26 protein-coding genes and 3 pseudogenes are annotated in these 22,268 nt (G+C 65.9%); 2 read left to right on the forward strand and 27 right to left on the reverse strand.

From position 1 onward, the window contains the following. Position 1 precedes the first annotated feature (1 nt). From V5F66_RS07940 to V5F66_RS08035, 20 genes and pseudogenes are all read right to left on the reverse strand, one after another. The gene (locus V5F66_RS07940) at positions 2 to 1,222 is read right to left on the reverse strand and encodes a TraB/TrbI/VirB10 family type IV secretion system protein (RefSeq protein ID WP_303703148.1); all 1,221 of its coding nucleotides are present in this window, start codon (positions 1,220 to 1,222) and stop codon (positions 2 to 4) included. Continuing rightward, positions 1,219 to 2,268: a P-type conjugative transfer protein TrbG gene (trbG, locus tag V5F66_RS07945; protein ID WP_303703149.1), complete on the reverse strand. Its 1,050-nt coding sequence runs from the start codon at positions 2,266 to 2,268 to the stop codon at positions 1,219 to 1,221. Before trbG ends, V5F66_RS07940 begins: the two co-directional genes overlap by 4 nt. Further along, positions 2,265 to 2,510 (reverse strand): annotated as a pseudogene (locus V5F66_RS07950) (VirB8/TrbF family protein); the annotation flags it as partial. The pseudogene V5F66_RS07950 and the gene trbG, both read right to left, overlap by 4 nt. After that, positions 2,509 to 4,494, reverse strand: a pseudogene (locus tag V5F66_RS07955) (conjugal transfer protein TraG); the annotation flags it as partial. The pseudogenes V5F66_RS07950 and V5F66_RS07955, both read right to left, overlap by 2 nt. Before the next feature lie 25 nt (positions 4,495 to 4,519). After that, complete coding sequence (locus tag V5F66_RS07960; protein WP_394093611.1) at positions 4,520 to 6,259, reverse strand: relaxase/mobilization nuclease domain-containing protein; 1,740 nt, start codon at positions 6,257 to 6,259, stop codon at positions 4,520 to 4,522. Positions 6,260 to 6,503: 244 nt separating this feature from the next. Continuing rightward, positions 6,504 to 7,265 carry a lytic transglycosylase domain-containing protein gene (locus V5F66_RS07965; protein ID WP_092160973.1) on the reverse strand — a complete coding sequence of 254 codons (762 nt, stop codon included), beginning with the start codon at positions 7,263 to 7,265 and terminating at the stop codon, positions 6,504 to 6,506. A 3-nt stretch (positions 7,266 to 7,268) separates the two neighbouring features. After that, positions 7,269 to 7,616 carry a DUF736 domain-containing protein gene (locus V5F66_RS07970; protein ID WP_066115925.1) on the reverse strand — a complete coding sequence of 116 codons (348 nt, stop codon included), beginning with the start codon at positions 7,614 to 7,616 and terminating at the stop codon, positions 7,269 to 7,271. 45 nt (positions 7,617 to 7,661) lie between these two features. Continuing rightward, complete coding sequence (locus tag V5F66_RS07975; RefSeq protein WP_092160971.1) at positions 7,662 to 8,207, reverse strand: S26 family signal peptidase; 546 nt, start codon at positions 8,205 to 8,207, stop codon at positions 7,662 to 7,664. Further along, positions 8,204 to 8,722, reverse strand: a complete 519-nt coding sequence (locus V5F66_RS07980; protein WP_092160969.1) for a DUF2840 domain-containing protein — start codon at positions 8,720 to 8,722, stop codon at positions 8,204 to 8,206. Before V5F66_RS07980 ends, V5F66_RS07975 begins: the two co-directional genes overlap by 4 nt. Then, a complete protein-coding gene (locus tag V5F66_RS07985; protein WP_092160967.1) occupies positions 8,719 to 8,973 on the reverse strand; it encodes a ribbon-helix-helix protein in 255 nt (84 codons plus the stop codon). The genes V5F66_RS07980 and V5F66_RS07985 overlap by 4 nt, the downstream gene beginning before the upstream one ends. Continuing rightward, positions 8,970 to 9,608: a ParA family partition ATPase gene (gene parA, locus V5F66_RS07990; protein ID WP_092160966.1), complete on the reverse strand. Its 639-nt coding sequence runs from the start codon at positions 9,606 to 9,608 to the stop codon at positions 8,970 to 8,972. The genes V5F66_RS07985 and parA overlap by 4 nt, the downstream gene beginning before the upstream one ends. Positions 9,609 to 9,816: 208 nt before the next feature. Further along, positions 9,817 to 10,704, reverse strand: coding sequence for a replication initiator protein A (locus V5F66_RS07995; RefSeq protein ID WP_092160965.1), 888 nt, complete (start codon positions 10,702 to 10,704; stop codon positions 9,817 to 9,819). An 11-nt stretch (positions 10,705 to 10,715) separates the two neighbouring features. Then, positions 10,716 to 10,997: a helix-turn-helix transcriptional regulator gene (locus tag V5F66_RS08000; protein ID WP_018429589.1), complete on the reverse strand. Its 282-nt coding sequence runs from the start codon at positions 10,995 to 10,997 to the stop codon at positions 10,716 to 10,718. A gap of 138 nt (positions 10,998 to 11,135) precedes the next feature. Then, on the reverse strand, positions 11,136 to 11,630 hold the full coding sequence (locus V5F66_RS08005) for a DUF2285 domain-containing protein (RefSeq protein ID WP_092160964.1): 495 nt from the start codon (positions 11,628 to 11,630) through the stop codon (positions 11,136 to 11,138). Further along, positions 11,605 to 11,895 carry a transcriptional regulator domain-containing protein gene (locus V5F66_RS08010; protein ID WP_394093612.1) on the reverse strand — a complete coding sequence of 97 codons (291 nt, stop codon included), beginning with the start codon at positions 11,893 to 11,895 and terminating at the stop codon, positions 11,605 to 11,607. Before V5F66_RS08010 ends, V5F66_RS08005 begins: the two co-directional genes overlap by 26 nt. Before the next feature lie 119 nt (positions 11,896 to 12,014). Continuing rightward, positions 12,015 to 12,290: a DNA -binding domain-containing protein gene (locus V5F66_RS08015; protein ID WP_092160963.1), complete on the reverse strand. Its 276-nt coding sequence runs from the start codon at positions 12,288 to 12,290 to the stop codon at positions 12,015 to 12,017. Positions 12,291 to 12,404: 114 nt separating this feature from the next. Further along, positions 12,405 to 12,647 carry a helix-turn-helix domain-containing protein gene (locus tag V5F66_RS08020; RefSeq protein WP_026227536.1) on the reverse strand — a complete coding sequence of 81 codons (243 nt, stop codon included), beginning with the start codon at positions 12,645 to 12,647 and terminating at the stop codon, positions 12,405 to 12,407. Positions 12,648 to 12,836: 189 nt separating this feature from the next. Beyond that, entirely contained in the window at positions 12,837 to 13,166 is a 330-nt protein-coding gene (locus V5F66_RS08025) for a DUF736 domain-containing protein (protein WP_018429585.1), read from the reverse strand. Between the two features lie 576 nt (positions 13,167 to 13,742). After that, positions 13,743 to 14,183 (reverse strand): hypothetical protein, encoded by a 441-nt coding sequence (locus V5F66_RS08030; RefSeq protein WP_092160962.1) that lies wholly within the window; start codon positions 14,181 to 14,183, stop codon positions 13,743 to 13,745. A 144-nt stretch (positions 14,184 to 14,327) separates the two neighbouring features. After that, the gene (locus V5F66_RS08035; protein WP_175506928.1) at positions 14,328 to 14,495 is read right to left on the reverse strand and encodes a hypothetical protein; all 168 of its coding nucleotides are present in this window, start codon (positions 14,493 to 14,495) and stop codon (positions 14,328 to 14,330) included. Between the two features lie 333 nt (positions 14,496 to 14,828). On the opposite strand from V5F66_RS08035, the gene V5F66_RS08040 reads away from it, so the two are divergent. After that, positions 14,829 to 15,389 carry a flavin reductase family protein gene (locus tag V5F66_RS08040; protein ID WP_092160960.1) on the forward strand — a complete coding sequence of 187 codons (561 nt, stop codon included), beginning with the start codon at positions 14,829 to 14,831 and terminating at the stop codon, positions 15,387 to 15,389. A gap of 10 nt (positions 15,390 to 15,399) precedes the next feature. On the opposite strand, the gene V5F66_RS08045 is transcribed toward V5F66_RS08040, so the two are convergent. From V5F66_RS08045 to V5F66_RS08060, 5 genes and pseudogenes are all read right to left on the reverse strand, one after another. After that, entirely contained in the window at positions 15,400 to 16,335 is a 936-nt protein-coding gene (locus V5F66_RS08045) for a DUF2493 domain-containing protein (protein ID WP_092160958.1), read from the reverse strand. A 315-nt stretch (positions 16,336 to 16,650) separates the two neighbouring features. Next, a complete protein-coding gene (locus tag V5F66_RS08050) occupies positions 16,651 to 17,697 on the reverse strand; it encodes a DUF7146 domain-containing protein (RefSeq protein ID WP_092160957.1) in 1,047 nt (348 codons plus the stop codon). Continuing rightward, positions 17,697 to 18,167, reverse strand: a complete 471-nt coding sequence (locus V5F66_RS22325; protein WP_445329421.1) for a hypothetical protein — start codon at positions 18,165 to 18,167, stop codon at positions 17,697 to 17,699. The genes V5F66_RS08050 and V5F66_RS22325 overlap by 1 nt, the downstream gene beginning before the upstream one ends. After that, positions 18,157 to 20,307, reverse strand: a pseudogene (locus tag V5F66_RS08055) (strawberry notch-like NTP hydrolase domain-containing protein); the annotation flags it as partial. The pseudogene V5F66_RS08055 and the gene V5F66_RS22325, both read right to left, overlap by 11 nt. Positions 20,308 to 20,464: 157 nt before the next feature. After that, positions 20,465 to 20,902, reverse strand: a complete 438-nt coding sequence (locus tag V5F66_RS08060; RefSeq protein ID WP_092160953.1) for an antirestriction protein — start codon at positions 20,900 to 20,902, stop codon at positions 20,465 to 20,467. Positions 20,903 to 21,113: 211 nt separating this feature from the next. Between V5F66_RS08060 and V5F66_RS08065 the strand changes: the two genes are divergently transcribed. Next, the gene (locus V5F66_RS08065; RefSeq protein ID WP_244543482.1) at positions 21,114 to 21,473 is read left to right on the forward strand and encodes a hypothetical protein; all 360 of its coding nucleotides are present in this window, start codon (positions 21,114 to 21,116) and stop codon (positions 21,471 to 21,473) included. 2 nt (positions 21,474 to 21,475) lie between these two features. On the opposite strand, the gene V5F66_RS08070 is transcribed toward V5F66_RS08065, so the two are convergent. Further along, positions 21,476 to 21,709 carry a DUF6117 family protein gene (locus V5F66_RS08070; RefSeq protein ID WP_092160951.1) on the reverse strand — a complete coding sequence of 78 codons (234 nt, stop codon included), beginning with the start codon at positions 21,707 to 21,709 and terminating at the stop codon, positions 21,476 to 21,478. After that, the gene (locus V5F66_RS08075; RefSeq protein ID WP_092160949.1) at positions 21,706 to 22,107 is read right to left on the reverse strand and encodes a hypothetical protein; all 402 of its coding nucleotides are present in this window, start codon (positions 22,105 to 22,107) and stop codon (positions 21,706 to 21,708) included. The genes V5F66_RS08070 and V5F66_RS08075 overlap by 4 nt, the downstream gene beginning before the upstream one ends. Positions 22,108 to 22,268: the final 161 nt, after the last annotated feature.

Here is a 22,268-nt window from a genome sequence, read left to right on the forward strand (position 1 = left end):
ATCACCCTCCATATGGTTCCATCACCAAGTCGCGCGTCACGATAACGCGCACGGGAAATCCGGGCCGAATAGTGAGCGTGGGTGCGACGTTGAGCTGCCGTCTGACAATCTGCTGTCCTGCGTCGTTGATGGTGTCCTGGCCGCCGTTCCGAATCGCCTGAATAAGGCGATCGTCACTATCGACAGCGAGTTCGGCGCCGACGCTCAATAGGGTCGACAATCCCGCAGCCTTGGCCAGATCCCACCAGTGGTAATCCACCCCATCCTGCAGCCCGGCGAACCCTTCAGCGTCAGCACCAGGCTGGCGCTCAAGAACGATCGAGCGGCCATTCGGAAAGATCAGCCGGTTCCAGACAAGCAGCACACGGCTTTGCCCGAACTGCACGTTGTTGTCGTACTGGCCGATGACGCGCGTGCCCTGCGGCACGAGGAGGATGCGGCCGGTCGGACTGTCGTAGATGTTCTCGGTCACCTGGGCGGTGATCTGGCCGGGAAGGTCGGAGCGGATGCCGGTGATCAGTGCGGCGGATATCACGGCTCCCGCCTGAAGGATGTTCGGTGACGCCGGCGCAATGACGCGATCGGGCGCTACCGTCCTCCGGTCGGCTGCCGCATTGAGAAAGGCGTTCTGGCGGTCCTGTGCAGAAGGGGAGCTGGGCGGCGGCGCGAGACCGAGGCTCGTCAGGTCCGGCGCGGGTTGGGGCGATGTGACAGCACCATCCGCAGCGGGTACGCCCCGGCTTTCCGATCCGGAGAAGAGACGGCTTGTACGAGCGGTCTCGATCTCCTGAAGGCGGCGCTGCTCTTCCGGGCTGATGCCGGGATTGGGCGTGGCCGTCCCGGGTGTGGGCACCGGCTGTCCGCGATCCTGGGTACTAAGGATCGGCCGACCGAGGTCACCGGGAAGAGGGGGACCGAGCTGTGGCACGCCACTGTAATCTCGCGGCAGGCCGGCCAGTCCGTCAGCGGTCGAGCGGTTCTCGGTCGAATAGAGTTCGTCGTTCGGCCGACCGGCGTCGCGGGTCTGAAGCGCGTAGATCAGCGCACCTCCGAGCCCGACGCTGGCGACAAGACCGAGGCCGGCGAGAACCTTCCGCGACAACCGGGTGACGCGGGGCGGTTCGGCCCGCAGCCGCATCGGCGCAGGCCCGACCGGCTCGCCGGTCAGGGGCTGCGCATCGTCGTCCGGCACTTCCTCAATCCGGGGCGGGTTCTCGCTCACGAGGTCGGCCTCCCGTCTGTGCGGACGATCCTGACGCGCTTCTGCTCGCGGCCGGAGCCGAAGCGAAGTTCGGCAGCCGCGAACAGACGATCAACGATCATGTGGTGGCCGCGAACGCGATAGTTCACGAACTCAGAGGTGTTGCCCTCGGGGCCGACGACGAAGAGTGGCGGCATCTCGCCCTGACCGATGCCGCGCGGAAACTCGATAAAGACCTGGCGTCCGTCGTCGAAGGCGCGCAGCGGCCGCCACGGCGCACGGTCGCCCTCGATCGCATAGCGGAAGTTGACGTTCGCGAGATCGACGCCGCTCGCCACCGGCTGGGCCGCCTGCGCCTCGGCGTTCTGACGGCGCAGCGCAATGAGCTGGTCTTGCGGATACTGCCATGAGACCGACGCCATATAGGTGCGCTCTGTCGAGCGCAGCTCCATGTGATAGGTGCGCATGTTGGTGTTGATGACGAGGTTTGTCATCAGGTCGGCGCGGGTGGGCTTTACTAGGATGTGGATCTGGCGCGTTGCCCCCGATCCGCTCTCGGTGTCGCCGATGATCCAGCGCACTGTGTCGCCGGCGGCCACCGGGCCTGCGCCGACAAGCTGCTCCCCGGGTTGGAGCGCGATGTCGGTGATCTGCCCGACGGCGGTATAGACTTGATAAAGCGCCCCTTGAGTCCACGGGTAGACCTGCATCGAGTTAATGAAGCCGTCGCGCACCGGTTGGACTCGTGCCGCCTCGTTTGCCTGGTTGACGCGAGCGGTCGGATTAGAAGGCTCCGGGGCACGCCGCGTCTCCTCCACACGCTGCAATTGGCCAGGCAGCGGCAGCGGCCGGGGCAGCTCAACCACGGTGACCGGCGCGGGTGGATCGACGGTCTGCACCGCCGCAGCCGCATTGTCGTAGGAAATCTCCGGCGGCGGATTGGTGGTCGCGCAGCCCGCGAGCGCGGTCGCCGCTAGCAGAACGACCGGGAATGCGGCTCTACGGAGAGCCGGGAGTACGTGTGTGTGTGAAGCCGGGTTTCCGGCTTTACGGAAATACGGCTTCATTGCCCAAGCTCCCGTGACCAGTTGATGGCGTTGACGTAGATGCCGAGCGGGTTCGCCCTGAGCCGGTCGGCGTTTCGGGGGATCTGCACGACGATCGTCAGGATCGCGGTCCAGCGCGTGGTCTCGGCGAGCTGGCCATTTTCGTATCGGCGCTCGACCCAGGCGACGCGGAAGCTGTCCGGGGACGCGCGGATGACGCTGGAGACGTCGACAGCGACCTGCTGCCGGCCGACCCGTGTAAAGCTCGATGCCGTCGCCGGGATCGAGCGACGCCTGGCGCGCCACTTGGCGCATGGTCTGATTCATGCGCGAGAGGCGTGCGGCGTCCTCATCGGCGGCGTCGTCGCGAGGATCGATCTCGAATTCGTTTTCGATGGGTTGCTTAGGCTCGACGGGTTTCGAGCGGCTCAGCTCCGGCTGATGCCGGCGCTCGGAGTCGGTCGTATCCTCGTCCTCCGATCTGCCGCCGCTGGTGGCCATCGCGACCGCCGGCGTCGCCGGAAGGGGCAGCGTGCTCCAGTCGTCCGGTCGGGCCGTTGCCGGCTTCACCAGGTTCGGCGGCGATACGATGCGCTCCTGAAACCGGCGATCCTCATAATATCGCGCCTTTTTCGCGCGGATCGGGGGGGTGCCGGCGACCATGACGATTTCATCGGATGGCGGAAGCTGCATGATCTCGCCGGGCGTCATCAGCTGCCGGGCTGTTTCCGAGCGCGAGACCATCATGTGGCCGAGCCAGGGCGACAGGCGATGACCGGCATAGTTCTTCATCGCGCGCATCTCGGTCGCGGTGCCGAGCGCGTCCGAGACACGCTTGGCGGTCCGTTCGTCATTGGTCGCGAAGCTGACGCGCACATGGCAGTTATCGAGGATCGAATTGTTCGGCCCATAGGCCTTCTCGATCTGGTTCAGCGACTGCGCGATGAGGAAGGCTTTGAGGCCGTATCCCGCCATGAAGGCGAGCGCGCTCTCGAAGAAGTCGAGACGGCCGAGGGCTGGAAACTCGTCGAGCATGAGCAGCAGCCGGTGGCGGTTGCTCTTCGCGTTCAGATCCTCCGTGAGACGCCGGCCGATCTGATTGAGGATCAGACGGATCAGCGGCTTGGTCCGGTTGATGTCCGACGGTGGCACCACGAGGTAGAGCGTGGTCGGATGCTTGCCGCCTACGATATCGACGATCCGCCAGTCGCAGCGGCGCGTGACCTCGGCGACAACAGGATCGCGATAGAGGCCGAGGAACGACATGGCCGTCGACAGCACGCCCGACCGCTCATTGTCGGATTTGTTCAGCAGCTCGCGCGCGGCGGACGCGATGACGGGATGTGGCCCGGCCTCGCCGAGATGCGCCGTCTTCATCATGGCGGCGAGCGTCGACTCGATCGGCCGCTTCGGGTCGGAGAGGAAGCCGGCGACGCCGGCAAGCGTCTTGTCGGCCTCGGCGTAGAGGACGTGAAGGATGGCGCCGACCAGAAGCGCGTGGCTGGTCTTCTCCCAGTGATTGCGCTTTTCCAGCGAACCTTCGGGATCGACCAGAATGTCGGCGATGTTCTGGACGTCGCGGACCTCCCACTCGCCCCGGCGCACCTCGAGCAGCGGGTTGTAGGCCGCCGACTTCGTATTGGTCGGATCGAACAGCAGCACGCGGCCATGGCGGGCGCGATAGCCGGCGGTGAGCGTCCAGTTCTCCCCCTTGATGTCATGGACGATGGCGGAGCCCGGCCAGGTCAGCAGTGACGGCACGACCAGGCCGACGCCCTTGCCGGACCGTGTGGGTGCAAAGCATAGCACATGCTCGGGACCGTCATGGCGGAGATAGTCGCGATCGAACTTCCCCAGGACGACGCCGTCCACGCCCAGCAGGCCGGCGGCGCTCACTTCGCGGGCATCAGCCCATCGGGCGGAGCCGAAGGTCTCGGCGTTCTTGGCTTCACGCGCCCGCCAGACCGACATGCCAATCGCGACGGCGATGGAGATGAAGCCGCCTGACGCGGCGATATAAGCGCCCTCGATGAAGATAGGCGGGGCATAGGCATCGTAGAAGTACCACCACCAGAAGAAGGCTGGCGGATAGTAGATCGGCCAACCGGCCAGTTCGAACCACGGAAGTCCAAGCTGTGGCTGGAAGCCGAGCCGATAGGCCGTCCATTGCGTCGCCGCCCAGGTTGTCATCAGCACGATCAGGACGACGGTGAGGATCTGGCCCCAGAGGATTTTGGTCGCCGACATGGCGGGCACTCCTTTCTTGATTGGGCTACATGCCGAGGCCGCGGTTGCGGCCGAAGCTCCAGTCGACGCCAGCGGCGCCGTGCGACACGCCGGAGACGTGCTGACCGACCTGGCGTTCGAGGGACGGCGACCAGGGCACGAGCTGGAATCCGAGGCCGTCATCGATCATGGCGAAGCGGCCAGACGCGAGCGCGAAGCGCTGCCGGTAGGTGCCCGCCACATACTCGCCCGTTGCGGCCTTCGAGAATTGTCGGCCGGTCTCGGCCGCGAGCTTCTCGCCAAGGGCGTCGACCTCGCGCTGCCGCAGCATCTCGATCAGCCCGGGTGAGAAGCTGACGCCCCGTGTTTGTCGCTCGGCGAGACCTTGACCAACGAGATGGTCGGCACGGCGGTCCATAGCCTGGCGCACCTCGGTGCCGAAGCCGCCGCCGCCGAGCGGAACGGGCTCACGGGCGATCGCCTGCCGGTCGAGCCAGGTCGCGCCGGTTGCATGGACTTGCCTCTCGATGTCGAGATCGGAGCGGATGGCGAGCGCGACCCGTCTGCGTCCCTGCGCGTCGTCGAATTTGCGCAGCTCGACGATCGAGCCCGGCGCGCTATCGCCGGCCGCGTCGAGGTCGGGCAGCTTGATATGATGGGTCCGTCCGTCCGTGCCATCGACCACGGCGTAGGCGGTGCCCTTCAGCTCATCGTCGAGACCACGATCGACCAGCCGGCCAACGACAGGATCGTTGAGGCTCTCGCCGGCGAGCACATAGCTGGCGGCGCCGCGCTCGATACCGCGTTCCGTCAGGCCGCGATGAATGCGTTTGATGATGTCGCCGCGCTCGCCCAGTTCGCGCAGCGTCGCCTCGGCATTCTCCGATACGACCCATTGGCCGGGGCCGACCTGATCCGCAAGGCCGAGCGTCTCCAGCTTCCGCAGCCGGCCGACCTTCATCGCGTGGAACTCGTCGGGCTGGCGATCGGGATGCGGGGCGAGATCGACGACGCCGGTGCGATAGGCGTCGCGCGAAAGCTGGCGGTCGAGATTGGTCCAGCGTTCCGACTCGATCTGGCGTTCGAGATTGCGGCGTATCTCGTGATCGGTGCGCGGCCCCAACTCTTGGGTGGCGAGATCCTGCGCGCGGGCGCGCATGCCTTCCTTGATGTAGTCGCGCGAGATGACGAGGTCCTGGCCGTCATCGGTGCGCCCGCGCAGGATGATGTGGACGTGCGGATTATCCGTGTTCCAGTGATCGACACCGACCCAGTCGAGCTTGGTGCCGAGATCCTTTTCCATCTGCCCCATCAGGTCGCGGGCATAGGTCTTGAGGTCGGACATCTCCGTCGCGTCCTCGGGCGAGACGATGAACCGGAAATGATGCCGATCATCCTGGGTCCGCTCGGCGAAGGCCTTGGGATCGGCGTCCTCGGTCTCGGGACCGAACAGCCGCGCCTTCTCCCCATCCCGGGTGACACCCTCGCGCCGCAGGTAGCTAAGGTGGGCGGAAAGCGGCGTGGCCCGCGCGCTATGACGGACGACGCGCGTCTTGATTACGGTGTTGCGCGATCGGCTGGTGAGCAGCCGGTTGGCCTGCACCGTCGCGCGCTGGCCGCGCCCGAAACGCGAGCGGTTGCCCGAACTGATCGTGCCGGACCGCGAGACGCTGCCGCCGGCGCGCTGCGCGGCCGCCAGCGCTTGGGCGATGAAGGGTCGCGCCTGCTGCGCGCGGGTCGAGCGGATGCGGCCTGGCCGGATGCGGAAATCGTCCTCGCTGCTCATGGCCGAGGCCCCGCACCTCGCGCAATCGCGCGGTAATCCTTGGCGAAATGGCGGATGCGCAGGCTGCGCCGATCAGGCGCACCTCGCGCCAATGCGCCATAAGTCCCTGAAAACACACGACCGCACCAAGCCGCACCTCGCGCGCTTTTATCTCGCCATCGTGCGGTTGTGTTGCCTGCTCTCCCTCCTCGGACCGCCATCCTTCCGCCAGAGCACGCTATTCCACGAAATACTGCGAGCACCGTCATCGCGGCCCCCCATCGCCGTTTCGGGCGACAAACAGGCCTGCGGATTGCGGAGCGATGGCTGTGGCATCGCGCACCGGAGTTGCAGCCGGGGTCTCATTCGACGCGCTATCGCCGGTCGTCGAAACAGCGGTGGCGGCGCGCTCGGATTGCACGATGAACAGCGGCGAGCGCGTCCAGGCGTTGGGATCGGCGGCCGCGACCGTGACGGGAGCAAGCGCGTCTGCGCCGCCGATAATGGGCGCGAGCGCGGCGACATAGGCGCGGGTTTCAGCGGGCAACGGACGGCCAGCAAGATACTCTTCATAGCGGCCGGGACCAGCATTATAGGCCGCGAGAAAGCCCGGCGAACCGTAGCGGTCGTGCATCTCGCGCAGGTAGGCGGCGCCTGCCAGAATGTTGTCGCGTGGATCGTAAGGATTCGCGCCGAGCCGGTGACGGGCGCGCAGATCAGCCCATGTGGCGGGCATGACTTGCATCAGGCCCATCGCGCCGGCCGACGAGATCGCCCGCACGTCCCCAGCGCTTTCGACGCGCATGACGGCGCGTATCCAGTGCTCGGGAATGCCGAAGCGTTGCGCGGCCTCGGTGATGAATGTGGCGTAGGGAGCGACGCGAGAGGGGCGCTCGGCGGACACCGTCTGCGCATTCGCATTGGCGCAAAGCGGTGCGGAAAGCAGAAGGCCGGAAAGGAGAAGGAGGACTGTGCGCCGGGCGGTGTTTGACCGCCCGGCGACAGCTTTGGGGAGCGGGACCGACATCGTTCAGTCCCGCTCTGCGCGCTTGGGCGGACGATTCCAGTGCAAGCCCCAGGCGGACTTGTCGTCGGCGGACTGGAAGAGGTTAGCGCGGATCGGATGACCGAAGGTCGGATCGTCGATCTGCAGCGAGACGTAGTCGCCGGCCTTCTCGCCAGTGCGCTTCCAGCCCGCACCGATCTCCGCGCCGGTTTCGTTGTTCATGCTGTCGAGAACATGGACGCGGAAGTCTGGCGCGTTCTCGGCATCGGACGGTTCGGCCGGAACGATGATGATGTCCTGGTGCAATGTCAGCGTCATTAGGTGGCCGATGAAGCCGTCATTTTCGCTCGTGAATTGACCGATGAGGGACATGGGTTTCTCCTTGGCTGTGCGGTGGACGGGGACATGGGCGTGCCGTCACCGCGTCGGCGCGCGCCAGACGAAGCGGTCATCGCCGTCCTCGTCGGTGTAGAGGGGGGTGGCCCGGCCGATGACCGAGCTGGCGGGGAGCGTGCCGAAGTAACGGCCGTCGAGGCTGTCGCGGACCTGCCAGTTCATCAGGAACAGCTCGTCGTCGGCGATGACGCGACACCCCTGCCAGATCGGCAGTTCGCGGCCCCGACGATCACGGTCGAGCGCGTCGCCGATGGCGTGGCCGTCGACGGTGATCGTGCGGCCGGATCGGCACACACGTTGACCGGGAAGGCCTGCCACCCGCTTCAGCAGCGGCACGCCGCGTGGCAGATATCCGCCATCGGCAAGGAACGTGGCGATCGGCTCCGGCGCCGCTACGGCGACGAGGTCGGTCGCTTCCAATCCGTCGCTGGCGCTGATCGCATAGAGGCCGATCGGCGTGCTCGCGGAGGCATTCCAGATCAGCTTTGGCGCGAAGGAGACGATCGACAGGACGCCCATCAGCATCACCGCGAAGTACGTCGTCATGACGTATCCAAAGCGGCTCATGGCATGATCCTCCGGCGCAAGAGGAAGGCGCGATGCTGCTGCGCGTCGTAGGCGCGCGGTGTTTCACCGGCCGTCAGACGGTTGTGAACGTGTCGCCAGTGATCGGGCGAAACGTCGATCGCTTCGATGCCCCGCGCCTCGATCGCATCGATGAGCTGGAGCACGCGCTCGACCTTCGGCCAGCCATCGGCGCGCAACAGGATGTCGCCGCCGGGGCGCACGGATGGCAGAGTCTGGCAGCGCTCGCCCGCACCGACGGCGCGCACGATGTCGAGCCGAGAAAGTGCGGTGCCGTAGTCGTTGGAGGTCCAGCGAACGAAGGCGAAAACACTGTCCGGTGCGAACGACACGACGCGTCGGCGGCGGTCGAGGATCTGTTCGGCGATCTCGCGGCCGAACCTGATCCAGAATTCGATCTTCTTCTCGACCCACGTCAACTCGACATGGGTCAGTGCATCGGCCGCTGGCGCTGGCGGCAAGCCGCTGCGCAGCGACGGGTCGGCGACACCGATCATCGCGGCTCTCCTTCGCTGGTGGGGAACTCGCGCTCGAACAGCGCGCGCAGCATCTCGGCGACCGTCTGTCCGCGCTGGAAGGCGGCAATCTTGATCCGGCCGCGCATGTCGGCGGTGACGTCGATCGTCAGCCTGGCGGTAAATTCGGCGGCGGGGTCCGCGCGCGGCGATGGACGGTCTGGCGCCTTGATCCAGCTTTCCGGATCGGCCGGCCGGGACGCGAAACTGCGTTTCGAGGACCGCTCGCTCATGCCCCGATCCTCGTGACTTCGGCGGCGAGCGCGGCAATCTCCCGCGCGGCGGGCGATGTATCGTCCTGCTCGGCCGCGAGCCGTCCCGTCTGCACGACATCGGCGAAGGCGATGCGCTGACCGATGGTAGTGAGGAGCGGCGGGGGATCGTGTTCCGCGAGCGTCTCAGCGGTTTCGCGGGCGAGGATCGTGCGGGCTGCACAGCGGTTGAGTACGAACCGCGCCTTGAGGTCCGGTCGATAGATCCGCGCTTCGCTGAGCAGCGTCAGCATCTCGGCCGACGCCCAGCCGTCGAGCGGTGACGGCTGCACCGGGATCAGTACAAGATCGGCAGCCAGCAGCGCCGAACGCATAAGACCGGCAACACGCGGCGGTCCGTCGATGACGACATGATCGACGTCGCGCGCCAGCTCCGGCGCTTCGCGGTGGAGCGTGTCGCGAGCCAGGCCGACAACACCGAACAGCCGCTCCAATCCCTCCCGGCCGCGCTGCTGTGACCAGTCGAGCGCCGATCCCTGTGGGTCGGCGTCGATCAGCGTGACGCGCTGCCCATGCCGAGCCCATTCACCGGCGAGATGGAGGGCGAGCGTCGTCTTTCCGACGCCGCCCTTCTGGTTGAGGAACGCGACGATCATGACGGTCTCCCGGCGATCGGGGACTCGTCCACAGCGGTCGAAAAAGCGGGGTCCGTTAGAAAGATTCCGTAGGAATCTAGGTTAGATAAGTTACGGGGCTCGCAAGCTGCTGATTCAGCGCGATGAATCGACGATTCTGGTCCCCGATAGCACGAGAGTCCGGTCCCCGATGGCACGATAGCGCCGGTCCCTGATAGCACGAGATGATTCACAGCTTATCCCCAGGTCGAGTTGTCGAGCGGCGACGGCGGCGCGGGATGCCGAGCGCGTCGGGATTGGTGGGTACGAAGGACAGGATTTCGGGGCCGCCGAGGCACTGCTCGATGGTCAGGCGATAGCCCGGCAGCGGCTGGCGGCGCACGATGTCGCGCAGGTCGTAGGCGAAATGCTTGAGCGGCGAGAGACTGCCGGACTTCGCGTGGAGATGCGGGAAGTCGAAGCTCCAGCCGTGTTCCTGCTTGCCGCCGTGCTTGCGCACGAGGCGGTAGAGCCAGCGCTCCAGACCGCCGGTCAGCCTGAAATAGTTGCGGTCGATCGTCAGGACTAGCGCGTCATCGAGGACAGCGGCGTAGAACCAGTCCGGCACGATCAGTTCGAGCCCGAGCGGGCGGCCGCGGTGATCGGCTCGCTCCTTCCATTCGTTGATCCAGGAGAAGCGGTGCATCCGCCGCTCGGTCGGCTGGCGGATTGAGGTCGCTATGGTGGTGGACTGGAGGCGGTCGAGCGCGGCCTTAAGCCGGTCGTAATCGCGCAGCGAGACACCGCGTCCAATGAAGTTCAGAATCTCGTAAGGCGTGGTCGCCATCAGGCGTGACGGGCGCAGGCCGACGTCACGGGCCTCGACGATTTGCGAGGCCGCCCAGATCAGAACGTCCGCGTCCCAGATCGTCGCCATGCCGTGCTCGGGCACGGCTTCGACACGGATTTTCACCGAACCCGCCTTGAAGTCGATCGGCGTCAGGCGCTTCGACTTGGCAAGCGAGAAGAACGGATAGGCCATGAGGTCCTGCGCGTCGCGCGGCGCGAGATCGCCGGGCAGCGCCCGGAACAGATCGAGCTGCGCACGCTCGTCGTGCTGTGTGTGACGGGACGACATGGCGTGTCGTCTCAGCGCGGCTGGCGGCCGGCGAAGCGGCGATCCGACGGCTCCTGCCGCTTGGCGGGGAGCACCGTGCCGCGCGGATCAGAGGTCGAACTGACGAGGCCGCGATCGGCCCACGTCTGGAGATCCTCTATGGCGTAGACGACTCGGCCGCCGAGCTTCCTGTAAGACGGGCCGGTGCCGTAGGTGCGGTGCTTCTCCAGTGTGCGCTCGGACAGTCCGAGGAAGCGAGCGGCCTCCTGCGTGCGCAGGTAGCGTGGCGGGATGCCGGCGGTCGTATCGGCCATTGTCGAGCCTCCGTGGTCTCATCGGGGGCCGCTGCCGTCAGGCGGCGGTTCGAGAGCACGGTGGCGTGAAGGCGGTGGGTCGGACGATGTCGGAGATAGGAATCTAGTTTCGACACGCCGCAGGCGGTCGATGGCGGGCTATGATCGGCGGGGTCGGTGCAGGAGGGAGCGGTAGCCGCCTTCAACGAGTTTCACGCCGTCGCGCGCCAGCCGGATCGTGATTTCGCGCAGCGCGTCCCCGGCCCAGGAGGCGGCGTCGATTCTATGACCAGGGAACAGAACCTCCCCGATCGATCGATATGTCGCGCCGGCACGACGTCCATCGACCGCACGCAGCATTTGGCGCGCGCGCTCGCGGCGCTGCGGCGTCATTCGAGGGTCGTTCGGGACGCGCTTGCCTTTGATCGCGCTCCAGAACCGGGTAAGCGCGGTCTGTCGATCCGGTGTGAGGGCATCGAACATGACCATCGCCGCGAGCGGGTTCTCGTCCTGCGGGTCTGCGAGCGTGACGTCATACTGCTCGCCGCGGATATCGAGCCTGAGATGAGCAGGGTCGTGCTGGAATATGGTACGGAGGCGTAACTCGTCGGCAGTGATGGAAAACCCTTCAGGGCGCGGACCTGCGGCGAACATTATTGCCGACGGATCGACTTGAGGGGTCCAAAAAATCTGCTGGGCATGAGCCGCGATGAGAGGGTCGGCGCCGAAATCGCAACCCCCATAGGTTCGCAAATTCTTCGGCCGTTTCGAGTGAGAGTCGGCCGCTGGACACAAGCTCTTGATAGGCTTTCCGGTAGTCGGGGTTTCGGCGCAGGAATTCCCAGGCAAGGTCACCCGGAGTTAGATTGTCGATATAGTTGTAGGCGGTCTCAGACCGCCAACTTTCATCTTCGGACATCCTCCACCGCCTCCGCGAAATTATGACGCAACGCGAGTCAAGCAGCGGTCACGATCCCAAGTTGAGCGTGGCGTGGGAAGAACGAAGTCGGATCAACGTGATGCAGGTTCTGCATCACCTCAATGGAGGCGGGGGCCGAGAAGCTCGCAAAAGCCGTTTTCGGTCATCCATTTCGCGCGAGCGAGGTGAGCGGCATGAATTTTCGCTGCGCGGTTGGGGTCCGCTGCGGGATCGAGGCCGAAGAGAAGCTCCACGACTTCCTCCCAGGTCGCGCCGTCCACCTCGGCGTCGAGCAGCCTCAGGTACAGCTTCAGATGCGCCTGGTCATAGGCGGTGAGCGCCGCGCCGAGCGGCGGTTCGTCCAGATATTCTGCGTTGGTCACGATGAGCCCCACGAGTCATTCGTATCCAATTTGGAGCGGTTTGTTAACCGTAATGATATCCCGCGCCACACCGCCGCGGTTTGACGCAAAATCAGGATGGTCGGGCGGGTTCGCCCGAAAAAGTCGTCAAGGGTTGTCCTTGTCACCAACCAGCATCACTCCCACGCTTTGGCCGGAGTTGAGCAGGACGATGCCACCACCTTCAAAGGCTCGACGGACCTGATCGCGTGTTGATTCATACACCTCGAGCCCGCTGTCGGATTCAAGGCGCTTCAACGCGGTCAGTGATACCCGGGCCTTGTCAGCGAGCGTCTCCTGTGTCCAGCCGAGCAACGCGCGTGCGGCCCGTGATTGTCGGGCGGTGATCATGCATGATCACCTCCCACTCGGACCTACGCGTACGCCAGAACTACGGCTATAATAGTCGTTCTTGCTGGAAAAGACCAGCGGTTCTGGCTTTAGCGGGCGCGATTCCGGTGTCCAGAACCAGAGGTGATTCGCTCCACCGTCAGGCGTTTGGCCCCGCCCGGATTGTCCGGGCGGGGCGTCGCGCTGGCCTTACTCGCCGTTGCGGCGGCCGCTAGGGCGGGACCAGATGAGGCTGAAGCCTTCGCCTTCCTCGTCGTCGAAGAGGTTGGCGTAGATCGGGGCATTGAAGCTGGGATCGTCGAGCTTCAGGCCCAGATAGGCGCGCCCCTCGTTGGAGGTCTTGGACCAGGCGGCGCCGATCTCGGCGCGGCCGACGAAGACGCGGTGGCTGGGGGCGTTCTCTCCGGTAGCGCGGGCCTCGGAGACGATGCGGACGTTCTTGGTCTGCAGGCTGAGGGTGACGATTTCGCCGGTGTACTCGTTGTTGCCGGTCTTCTTGAAGGTGCCGATGGTCGCCATGGTAGTTCTCCTTGAACTCTGTTCCGAGCCCGCACCATTGCGGCCTCGATGGCGATCGACAGGCCGGAGGCGATTGACGGCGCACCCCGCAGGGGCCTGACAGCAAAGGAGGGGATTTCTTGGCTCGCGAGGAATGACGGCGCAGCCGGCAGGGGAAGAAAGTTTCGACGCCGCTGTTGCGGCATAGGCGATCGAGGCGCAGCCGACCTTCGGCCAGATCAGCCCATTGAAGAGGCCGTTTTGGAGCGGTCGACCTGACAGAGACGCATCACAGGAGAACGTGGCAACCATCCCGAACCGATGGACCGTGACGATGCCTGACACCGCGGTTCAAATCAGCTCTGCCAGACCCTACGTTCCGCCTAGTCCTGCCCGTCGCCCACGAGATCGCCCCTCTCGGCACTCGCACCGTCGGGCGCGCTGTCACGGCATTGCACCCAAGCACTATCAACGAGGGCATGGCGCGTCAGTTGGGTTCGCCGTCGATCCGATCAACGCGATTGCAAACGGCCCCGTCGACGAGGAGGGCGACACGTAAGACATCAACCCACCGTCCTGGCGACGCCGGCAACGATGTCAGGCGCGCGCGACGTTCTGGACGGTTGGCCCGGGCGCGGCCATTGCTGTCACCCGGATCAGCGCCGTGACGCCAACGGCGATTGCCCCGATGACGGAGAAGATGATCTGCCAGGTGTCGGAGGGCATGGTGTGCTTCACGATGCCATGGCTCGCGTGGTACCCGGCGAGCGCCGCAGGCGCGACGAAAGCGAATGCGATCGCGAGCCGTATCCAGAGCGGACGGATGAAGGCGAGCAGGAACTGCCCGACGCCGAGCGTCAGGGCGGCGGTGGAGAGGCCGACGAGGATAGCCCCGAGCCAACCGGCGCCGGTCTGAAAGGCCCAAGTCCCGGCGCTGACGCCCGTGAAGAATGGCAGCGCGAAGACAGCCAGCGTGAACAATAGCCAGCAGAGGGCGCCGATCGCGGCGATGCTGGAGAGGATGCCGATGAAGATCATGGTGGTGTCCTCCGTGAGATAAAGGTCTGACGGTCGCGCCTCCACCACCACCACAGCGCGTTGCCAGTATAGCCGAAGAGAAGGCGGAACGGGAGCGGAAATCCCATGGGACTTCCGCTTGCGGCCGCGACGCCTTGCCCGCTATTACGGGGCGAAGGGATCGACCTCGTGAACGATGGCGGCGAGTTCGCCATCATATTCGGCTGCGGGCATGACGCCCATGGTGCCGTCGCCGGCCTGGAAGATGACGATCGAGACCATGAGGGTGGTGGCGAGGCTGAAGGCGAAGGCGTGAGCTTGATTGAGGGACATGTGACCGGCTCCTGTCTTGGAGGCGGGAGGCCATCTCCCGCGCGACAGGCGCCCGATGTGTCCGGCCGATGGCCGCAATCACCGCGCAGGCGAAGCCGGAGCGGCGGCACGCTTTGCGTAGTCCGACCCTTTATGGGTTGATGGCGTCAGGCCAGCGGCTGGACCAAGGATCAGCGCAATGGAAGCGGGAGATGGTTTCCGCCATGACGGGGCCACGATGGGATCGCCCGTTCAATGCTTCGCGCCAAAGCATCGTCGCCGTGCTGCCGATCGTGATGCTGCCGACATGGTCGGGTATGGTCATGCTAAGCGCAACAGCCGAAGAGGACGCCCGTGACGAAGTTTCCCGAGAAGAGCGATTTCCCGGTGAGCCAGGTGCGGCGCTATCTGGAGCCCGGTCCGATCGTGCTGGTGTCATCAAAGTGGCAGGGCGCGACCAACATTATGACGCTCGGCTGGCACACCATCCTGGAGTTTTCGCCGTCACTCGTCGGCCTCATGATTTCCGGCGGCAATCACAGCCACCGCATGATCCGCGAAAGCCGGGAATGCGTGGTCAACCTGCCGACGACGGCGCTGACCGATACCGTGGTGGGGATCGGCAACACGTCGGGGGCCGAGATCGACAAGTTCGCCAAGTTCAATCTCACGCAGCAAGAGGCGAGCAAGGTCGAAGCGCCGTTGATCGGCGAATGCCATGCCAGCTTCGAATGCCGCCTTCACGACGACGCGCTGGTCGACAAGTACAATTTCTTCATCTTCGAGGTGGTGAAGGCGCATGTCGCCACGTCGCCAAAGCATCCCGAGACGCTGCATTACACCGGCGATGGCGTGTTTGTGGTGTCCGGCAAGGTCATCAGCCGCAGATCGCTGTTTCGACCCGAGATGCTGTGAGAGGCGGCGCTTACGCGCCACCTCCCTTCGGGCGGAAGTCGAACAGCGGGATGCCGAGCTTCCTCGCCTTGTCGGCGAGATTGTCCTGAATGCCGGTGCCGGGGAAGACGATGACCCCGATCGGCAGGACGTCCAGCATCTGATCGTTGCGCTTGAACGGTGCGGCCTTGGCATGTTTCGTCCAGTCGGGGGCGAAGCCGACCTGCGGCACCTTGCGAGCGTCGGCCCATTTGGCCGCGATCTTCTCGGCACCCTTCGGCGACTTGCCATGCAGCAGCACCATGTCGGGGTGCTTGGCGTGGACCTGATCGAGCTTGGCCCAGATCAGGCGATGATCGTTGAAGTCGAGCCCGCCGGTGAAGCCGATCTTCGGACCGGCGGGCAGCAGCACCTGATTGTCGGCCCGCTTCTTGGCGGCGAGGAAGTCCCGGCTATCGATCATCGCCGAGGTCAGGTTGCGGTGGTTGACCATCGATCCGCTGCGCGGTCGCCAGTTCGATCCGGTGTGGCGCTCGTAGTGTTCTGCGGCCTGGTCGCGCATCAGCTCGAAGGCGTTGCGGCGTTCGATCATGGTCTGGCCCTCGGCCGTCAGGCGTTCCAGCTCGACAGCCTTCACTTCGCTGCCGTCCTGTTCCCGCTGACCGCGGCGCTGCGCCTGCTCGTTGCCGTCCAGCTCGCGCTCGATCCGGTCGGTGGCCCGGTGGAAGACGTTGACGGTCGACCAGAGGAGATCGTCGAGGTCGGGCTCGAGGCGGGTGTCCTCCAGGGTGACGATCAGGGCGTCGAAGATATCGGCGATGGCGCCGGCGACATGGTCGCCCTCCGGAAGTGGTCGGGGATCGGGTTCATCCGTGAAGGGACGGTAGCCGTAGAGCTGGAGTTCGCTGAGGACATGGTCGGTGGGGGAAGAGGCGTGATGCGGTTCGTAGTCGTCGTGCTCGCTCATCGGGATGCTCCGTCGGTTCGACCGCGACCCTCGCGGCCTTCATGGCGACGAAAGCCGGCGGGCGGGCCGGACCTGCACCCGCAGCGAAGCGGAGGGCCGGAGCATAGCGGAGGATGACGAAGGCGGGCTATTTTGCCTCGCGATGGAAAGCGGCCTCTGGCCGCGCCGGAAAATAGTCCGCCGCAGGCATTGCGGGTCCGGGCCGTTTGCTGGCCGATCGCCCTCTCGAAGGCCGGGGCGCGGTTCTCTCCGATCTGGGGAGCATCCGAGCGATGCCGACGACGGCGCTCCCGCCGTCTGCATTCTCCTTGCGGCTTATGCCGCCAGCGCCATGAAGCGTGCGACGTCCTGGGGCGCGATCTGCACCCGTGCCGCTGCCCGGAGGCTGTCCAGACCAGCGAGACGGAGATCCTCGTTGAAGTCGCCCAGGCTCGGAGACACCACGACCGCCTCGATCCCGGCCGCGTTCGCCCGTTCGATCAACGTCGTCATCGCACTGTCGCCGGCCGGATCATTGTCGCGGGCGATGTAGAGCCGTCGCAGCGCGTCGGGGAACAGGATGGCCGAGAGATGTGCCGCCGAGAGCGCCGCCGCCATCGGCATGGTGGGCAGCGCCATCCTGAGCGACAGCATCGTCTCGATGCCTTCGCCCGCCGCCATCACGTCGCCCGCCACACCGAAGCGAACGGCGTGCCCGATGAGGTCGCCCATCGCCCGTCTCGGCGTGTCGATCGGGGCTTTGCCCGAGCCGTTCGGTGCGAGCCAGGTGCGATGCGCGCCGGTCTGATGCCCGGCGAGATCGGTGACCGATGCGACCATCGCCGGCCAGGTCTCGGTCGGGGAATGCTCGTCAGGCCGGTAGTAGCAGCGAGGATGGAAGCGTAGGCTTCCGGTTCCGTGCAAATCCGTAATGCCGCGTGTGCGGAGATACGTCTTTACGAGCGTGCCTGAGATCGGCTGCGCCATGGCAAAGAGCCGCCGTGCCGCTTCCGGTGATCCGGATGGTGCCGGTGTCTTGCGCTCGCCGTCATGCGGACGATCCGGTTCGGGACATGGCATCGACAGAAAGGCGCGCGCCTCATCGGCAACGTCCTTGAAGTCCACCAGGCCGCAGCTCTCGCGGATGACGTCGAGGAGATCGCCATGCTCGCCGGTGGCGGCGTCGGTCCATTTGCCGGCGGCGCCCTTGCCGGTTTCGCCACCCTTCAGTCGCACGAACATCGAGCGGCCGGGCGTGTTGCGGACATCGCCGACCAGCCAGTAGCGGCCCTCGCGATGACCGGCGGAGAGATAATGACGGCACACCGCCTCTGCCTGCCGACCGAGACGGATTGCCAGTTCGGAGGCGTCCTGCCGAGCCATCACGCCGCCTCCCGCTCGCCGATGCGCTCGATCGGGTAGCGCTCCAGCACCTTGGTCAGGATCGCGGCGCCGGTCGTGTCGGCCGGCACGAACATCCGCAGCTTCCACGAGATGATCTCATGGAACAGGCCATAGGCCCGCAGGCGATCGCGCATGGCGTCGGTGAAGCCCGACAGCTCGATGCGGTTGGCGCCCATGACCCGGACGCGGCGAAGCTGAAGACCCTCGGTCAGGTCGAGGATGGTCTTGCCGTCCATCAGCGCCATGAAGGCGTCGTCCGGCGTCAGGGTCGACGTTCCGGTGGCGAGTGCGCTGGCGACCCATGCGGGGGAAACGCGGCGGCCGACGATGCGCTCGCCGTCGTCGGTCTGGAGTCGATAGACCCGCGTCGACTCGTTCGGCAGCCGCTTCCAGATTGGCAGCAACAGCCCGCTGACGACATGGATGGTGCTATCGGCATATTCCGGCATAGGAGAGCGACCGTGCGGTGTAGAGACCGAGCGAGCGCAGGTCGCGGGCCAGCACCTCCATCGCCGCGACGCCGCCATCCTCGATCGCCTCGACGAATTCGGCGCGGGTCGAGAACGGGAAGTCCTCGCCGCCCCAGAGACCGAGGCGCTGAGCGTAGGCGAGATTGTGGACGGTGGTCGCGCCGGTCGCCGAGACATAGACGACGCGCGCATTCGGCAGGGCGTGCTGGAGCCGTAGGCCCGCGCGGCCCTGCTGCGAGGCGGCGATGTCGCCGCGTTCTCCCTTGCCGCCAGCGGCGTTCTGCATGGCATGGCTCTCGTCGAAAATGATCACTCCGTCGAAGTCGGAGCCCAACCATTCGACGATCTGCTTGACGCGGGAAAGCTTCTCGCCGCGGTCGTCGGACCGTAGCGTGGCATAGGTGGTGAATAGGACGGCTTCGGAGAGGGTAATGTCCTTCCCCTGCGGGAAGCGCGACAGCGGCGTGACCAGCAGGCGCTCCATGCCGAGGGCCGACCAGTCGCGCTGGGCGTCCTCCAGCAGCTTGTCGGATTTCGAGATCCACACCGCCTTGCGACGGCCCTGCATCCAGTTGTCGAGGATGATGCCGGCCGATTGGCGACCTTTGCCGGCGCCGGTGCCGTCGCCGAGCATGAAGCCGCGGCGGAAGCGCACGGCGTTCGGCGCATCGTCGGGCGCGGCCGAGACGACGTCGAAGGTTTCGTCGAGCGTCCACGAACCGGCGAGGAAGTCGGCATGTGCCTCGCCGGCGTAGATGACGGTTTCGAGCTGGGCGTCGGAGAGAAGGCCATCCGAGACGATGTTGGCGGGCAGCCGGGGCCGGTAGCTCGGCTTGGGCGGCGCGACCGACGCCATCGCCACGGATTGCACAAGCTTGGTCGGATGGGCCTGCGCGCCGGGAATGCGGATCGCCTGCAATCCGTATTCTTCATAGATCGCGTCGGTGATCCGGCCGTCTTCGGCGGGCGTCCAGTCCACGGTCTCATAGGCGAGTTGGACGCCTTCGGGCTCGATGGACGCCGGCGTGGCGGGACGTGCAGCGGTGGTGCGGGCGAGGTATCCGCGAACAGTCCGGGGCGTCGCGGCGAATGCCGAGGTTGCAACCGGCGGGAGGGCCGCGGTCAGGCGCTGCGGAACCTGCGTCTCGATCCAGCCGAGCAGCGTGGCGATGTCGGCCGAGATACCAGGCGAAGAGGGAAACGCCTCGCGATCGTCGGCCGGAAGCTTGTCGATAACCGTCAGCCGGGTGTCGATGGTCGTGCCATGCTTGGCATAGACCGAGCCGTCCACGGCCGCAGTGAAGACGACGCGGCCACGCTCCTGGAGCCGGACGAAGGCCGCTGCCCAAGCCGGATGGTCGGGGCTGAAGTTGGCGCCGGTGATCGCCACCAGCCGCCCGCCATCGGCGAGCCGGGCCAGTGCCGAAGCGACATGGCGATAAGCGGCGTCGGCCACGCGGCCGGAGACGTTTGCCATGACGGAGAATGGCGGGTTCATAAGCACGACGGAGGGGGTGGCGCCCGGCGCGAGATGATCGTTGATCTGGGCGGCGTCGAAGCGCGTGACGGCAACGGCCGGAAACAGCGCAGCGAGCAGATCGGCGCGGGTTTCGGCCAGCTCGTTGAGGAGGAGCGTTCCGCCTGATATCTCGGCCAGGATGGCGAGCAGGCCGGTGCCAGCCGACGGCTCCAGCACGATGTCGCCAGCAGCAATGGAGGCGGCCGCCACGGCGGCGAGACCGAGCGGCGCCGGCGTCGAGAACTGCTGGAGCGCCTGCGATTCTTCCGAGCGCCGCGTATGTGTCGGCAGGAGCCCGGCGATCTTCGTGACCGCGGAAAGTCGTGCAGCCGGAGATGCGGCTTTGCGGAAAAGCGCCTTTCCGTATTTGCGCAGGAAGAGAACTGTCGCGACTTCGCATGCCTCATAGGCCGCCTTCCAGTCCCAGACGCCGCTGGTGTCGGATGCGCCGAAGGCTGCTTCCATCGCAGCACGGAGGATCGCGGCGTCGACGCGCTGGCCGCGTTCGAGATGATCGAGAAGCTGGTGCGCCACGGCGAGGATCGGGGACGCACGGGGGACGGGTGCGGCCGGGAGGGCCACGGGAGACAGAATGTTCATGGGAAGAACCTCGGGACAGTGGAAGGGACAAGCCCGGACGGCGCTCTCTCTCAACCGCCGGGACTCGACCCGTCGCGGCCGTCCTCTTCCTCTCGTCCGCCGACATAAAAAAACGCCCGACCTTGAGGCCGGGCGCTGAGGGGAAGACGAGCCCAATTCAGTCGATCGCCTGGAAGATTTCGGCGGATTCCGGATGGTCAGCGGCGTAGTCGTAGAGGCGGCCATATCCTTCCGACATCGCGTCGACCGGATACTTGAAGGAGAGATGGGAGAAGGCGAAAAGCGTCGCGATGATGCCGGCGGCGTCGGCCGATACCTCGCCCTCATAGCCATTGGTGTCGCAGACGATCTGAAAGCGGGGCTTCGAGGTTGGCGCGAGGTATAACGGCCTCCCGTCGCGCTCATAGAAGTCCCAGAGACCGCCACGATAATCGAGCGGGCTCAGGCGCTCCATCAGATGATAGACGGTCATCTCTGCCACAAGGACATGCTGGCGGCCGAAGAGCAGCGGCAGAAAGTCCATCCGGCGAGCCTCCGGTACGAGGGCCACGGCGCGCGCTGGGGAATCGTCGGTGGTGTTTATAATGTCGGGCATGGGCCGGCGGCGCTCTCTCTCGACCGGACCGGCTCGAACCCGTCCCGGCCGTCCTCTCACTCTGGCGCGCGGCATGACCGCCTGATCGCGCGGACTTCCGAGGTGGGATGCGCGGCGCTACACTCCTTCATCCAGCACATGGCGAAGCGCGGCCTCGGCGATCGGAGACGCATGTCCGCCCGACCTAGCGAGGCGCCGGAGGGAGAAGGTGATGAAGGGAAGTGTGATCGGCATGGTGGCCGCAGGATGCCTCGTGGTGGGCTTTGGGGCGGGATTCGCGCTCCGCCCGGTGATCGCGCCCGGCGGCGCATCAGCCGCCGCGGTCGCGGGCGTGGCGCAGCCGACAGAAGAAGAGGCCATCGCAGCCGTCCGCCGGCATCGCCTCTTCACGGGGACGTCGCTGGCCAATGCGACGCTCAAGCTCGGTGATTGTTCGCCGGGTGGTGTCGGGCCTGGCGTGACGTGCATGACGCAGCTCACGATGGACACGACCAGGGCGAACGCCACGCCCCAGAACCGGCCGGTCGGCTTTGCTCGCGTCAACGGTCAGTGGGAAGTGGCCGTCTGGTAGGATCAGGCGGCCATTTCGCCGCCAGTATTGGGCGGAAGGTAAGCGTCATAGGGATTACCGTCTGCCAGGTGGCCAAACGGCGTGAACATATAGTCGCCACCGTCACGGCCGACCGCACAGATGACATAACGCGGCTCGCCGGTTGCGGCGTCGGTGCATTCCATCAGCGCCAGGTCGCCGCTTTCCGCGGCGCGCAGCAGGGTCTGGAAGTTGGCGCGCGTGTGATCGGGAATCATCGCGCACCTCCCTCAGCGAGCCAGCGGCGGGTGCTCATCCATTCGATCGTGCGGCCTGTGCCGAGATCGAGCAGATGGGCGCCGCCGGAGAAGCCGTCGACGACAGGGTCCGAGGCAATGCCGGCCCACTGAAACCCCCAGGTGCCGGTGAGCGCGAAGGTTTCGGCGCAGCGCATGACGAAGGTGATCAGCAACTGCGGATCGGCGGTGCCGGGGTCACGAAGCCAAAGTCGCGTCGCGCCGTGCTCGGGCGTCAGCGAGAGCAGGAACGGCTCGGTGGGCGGCTCCTCGCGACCGTTCTCGGCCATCAGCGCGGTGTAGATGTCGAAAGCCCGCGCGACATTGGCGACCGAGCCGACGTCGAGCAGGCAGGAGAAACGGGTGAGATAATCGGGCATGTCGGGCTCCTGAAACGAAAAGAGCCCGGCGCTGGGCCGGGCTCGGGGCAATCGGGTCGTGGCTGGGAGGGGGGGGCTAGTAGCCGAACTGCCAGGACGGCCAGATTGGCCGTCGTCAGCGGCCGCCACGGCCTGGGTGAGGTATTCGGGATCGCCCTCGA

This window comes from Xanthobacter versatilis (assembly GCF_043193975.1).
GTDB lineage: Bacteria > Pseudomonadota > Alphaproteobacteria > Rhizobiales > Xanthobacteraceae > Xanthobacter > Xanthobacter autotrophicus_E.

Coding starts and splice junctions, on each gene's coding strand:
- trbG (WP_303703149.1), bottom strand. CDS start 2,268: ATGAAGCCGTATTTCCGTAAAGCCGGAAACCCGGCTTCACACACACAC.
- V5F66_RS07960 (WP_394093611.1), bottom strand. CDS start 6,259: ATGAGCAGCGAGGACGATTTCCGCATCCGGCCAGGCCGCATCCGCTCG.
- V5F66_RS07965 (WP_092160973.1), bottom strand. CDS start 7,265: ATGTCGGTCCCGCTCCCCAAAGCTGTCGCCGGGCGGTCAAACACCGCC.
- V5F66_RS07970 (WP_066115925.1), bottom strand. CDS start 7,616: ATGTCCCTCATCGGTCAATTCACGAGCGAAAATGACGGCTTCATCGGC.
- V5F66_RS07975 (WP_092160971.1), bottom strand. CDS start 8,207: ATGAGCCGCTTTGGATACGTCATGACGACGTACTTCGCGGTGATGCTG.
- V5F66_RS07980 (WP_092160969.1), bottom strand. CDS start 8,722: ATGATCGGTGTCGCCGACCCGTCGCTGCGCAGCGGCTTGCCGCCAGCG.
- V5F66_RS07985 (WP_092160967.1), bottom strand. CDS start 8,973: ATGAGCGAGCGGTCCTCGAAACGCAGTTTCGCGTCCCGGCCGGCCGAT.
- parA (WP_092160966.1), bottom strand. CDS start 9,608: ATGATCGTCGCGTTCCTCAACCAGAAGGGCGGCGTCGGAAAGACGACG.
- V5F66_RS07995 (WP_092160965.1), bottom strand. CDS start 10,704: ATGTCGTCCCGTCACACACAGCACGACGAGCGTGCGCAGCTCGATCTG.
- V5F66_RS08000 (WP_018429589.1), bottom strand. CDS start 10,997: ATGGCCGATACGACCGCCGGCATCCCGCCACGCTACCTGCGCACGCAG.
- V5F66_RS08005 (WP_092160964.1), bottom strand. CDS start 11,630: ATGTTCGCCGCAGGTCCGCGCCCTGAAGGGTTTTCCATCACTGCCGAC.
- V5F66_RS08010 (WP_394093612.1), bottom strand. CDS start 11,895: ATGTCCGAAGATGAAAGTTGGCGGTCTGAGACCGCCTACAACTATATC.
- V5F66_RS08020 (WP_026227536.1), bottom strand. CDS start 12,647: ATGATCACCGCCCGACAATCACGGGCCGCACGCGCGTTGCTCGGCTGG.
- V5F66_RS08025 (WP_018429585.1), bottom strand. CDS start 13,166: ATGGCGACCATCGGCACCTTCAAGAAGACCGGCAACAACGAGTACACC.
- V5F66_RS08030 (WP_092160962.1), bottom strand. CDS start 14,183: ATGATCTTCATCGGCATCCTCTCCAGCATCGCCGCGATCGGCGCCCTC.
- V5F66_RS08035 (WP_175506928.1), bottom strand. CDS start 14,495: ATGTCCCTCAATCAAGCTCACGCCTTCGCCTTCAGCCTCGCCACCACC.
- V5F66_RS08045 (WP_092160958.1), bottom strand. CDS start 16,335: ATGAGCGAGCACGACGACTACGAACCGCATCACGCCTCTTCCCCCACC.
- V5F66_RS08050 (WP_092160957.1), bottom strand. CDS start 17,697: ATGGCTCGGCAGGACGCCTCCGAACTGGCAATCCGTCTCGGTCGGCAG.
- V5F66_RS22325 (WP_445329421.1), bottom strand. CDS start 18,167: ATGCCGGAATATGCCGATAGCACCATCCATGTCGTCAGCGGGCTGTTG.
- V5F66_RS08060 (WP_092160953.1), bottom strand. CDS start 20,902: ATGCCCGACATTATAAACACCACCGACGATTCCCCAGCGCGCGCCGTG.
- V5F66_RS08065 (WP_244543482.1), top strand. CDS start 21,114: ATGAAGGGAAGTGTGATCGGCATGGTGGCCGCAGGATGCCTCGTGGTG.
- V5F66_RS08070 (WP_092160951.1), bottom strand. CDS start 21,709: ATGATTCCCGATCACACGCGCGCCAACTTCCAGACCCTGCTGCGCGCC.
- V5F66_RS08075 (WP_092160949.1), bottom strand. CDS start 22,107: ATGCCCGATTATCTCACCCGTTTCTCCTGCCTGCTCGACGTCGGCTCG.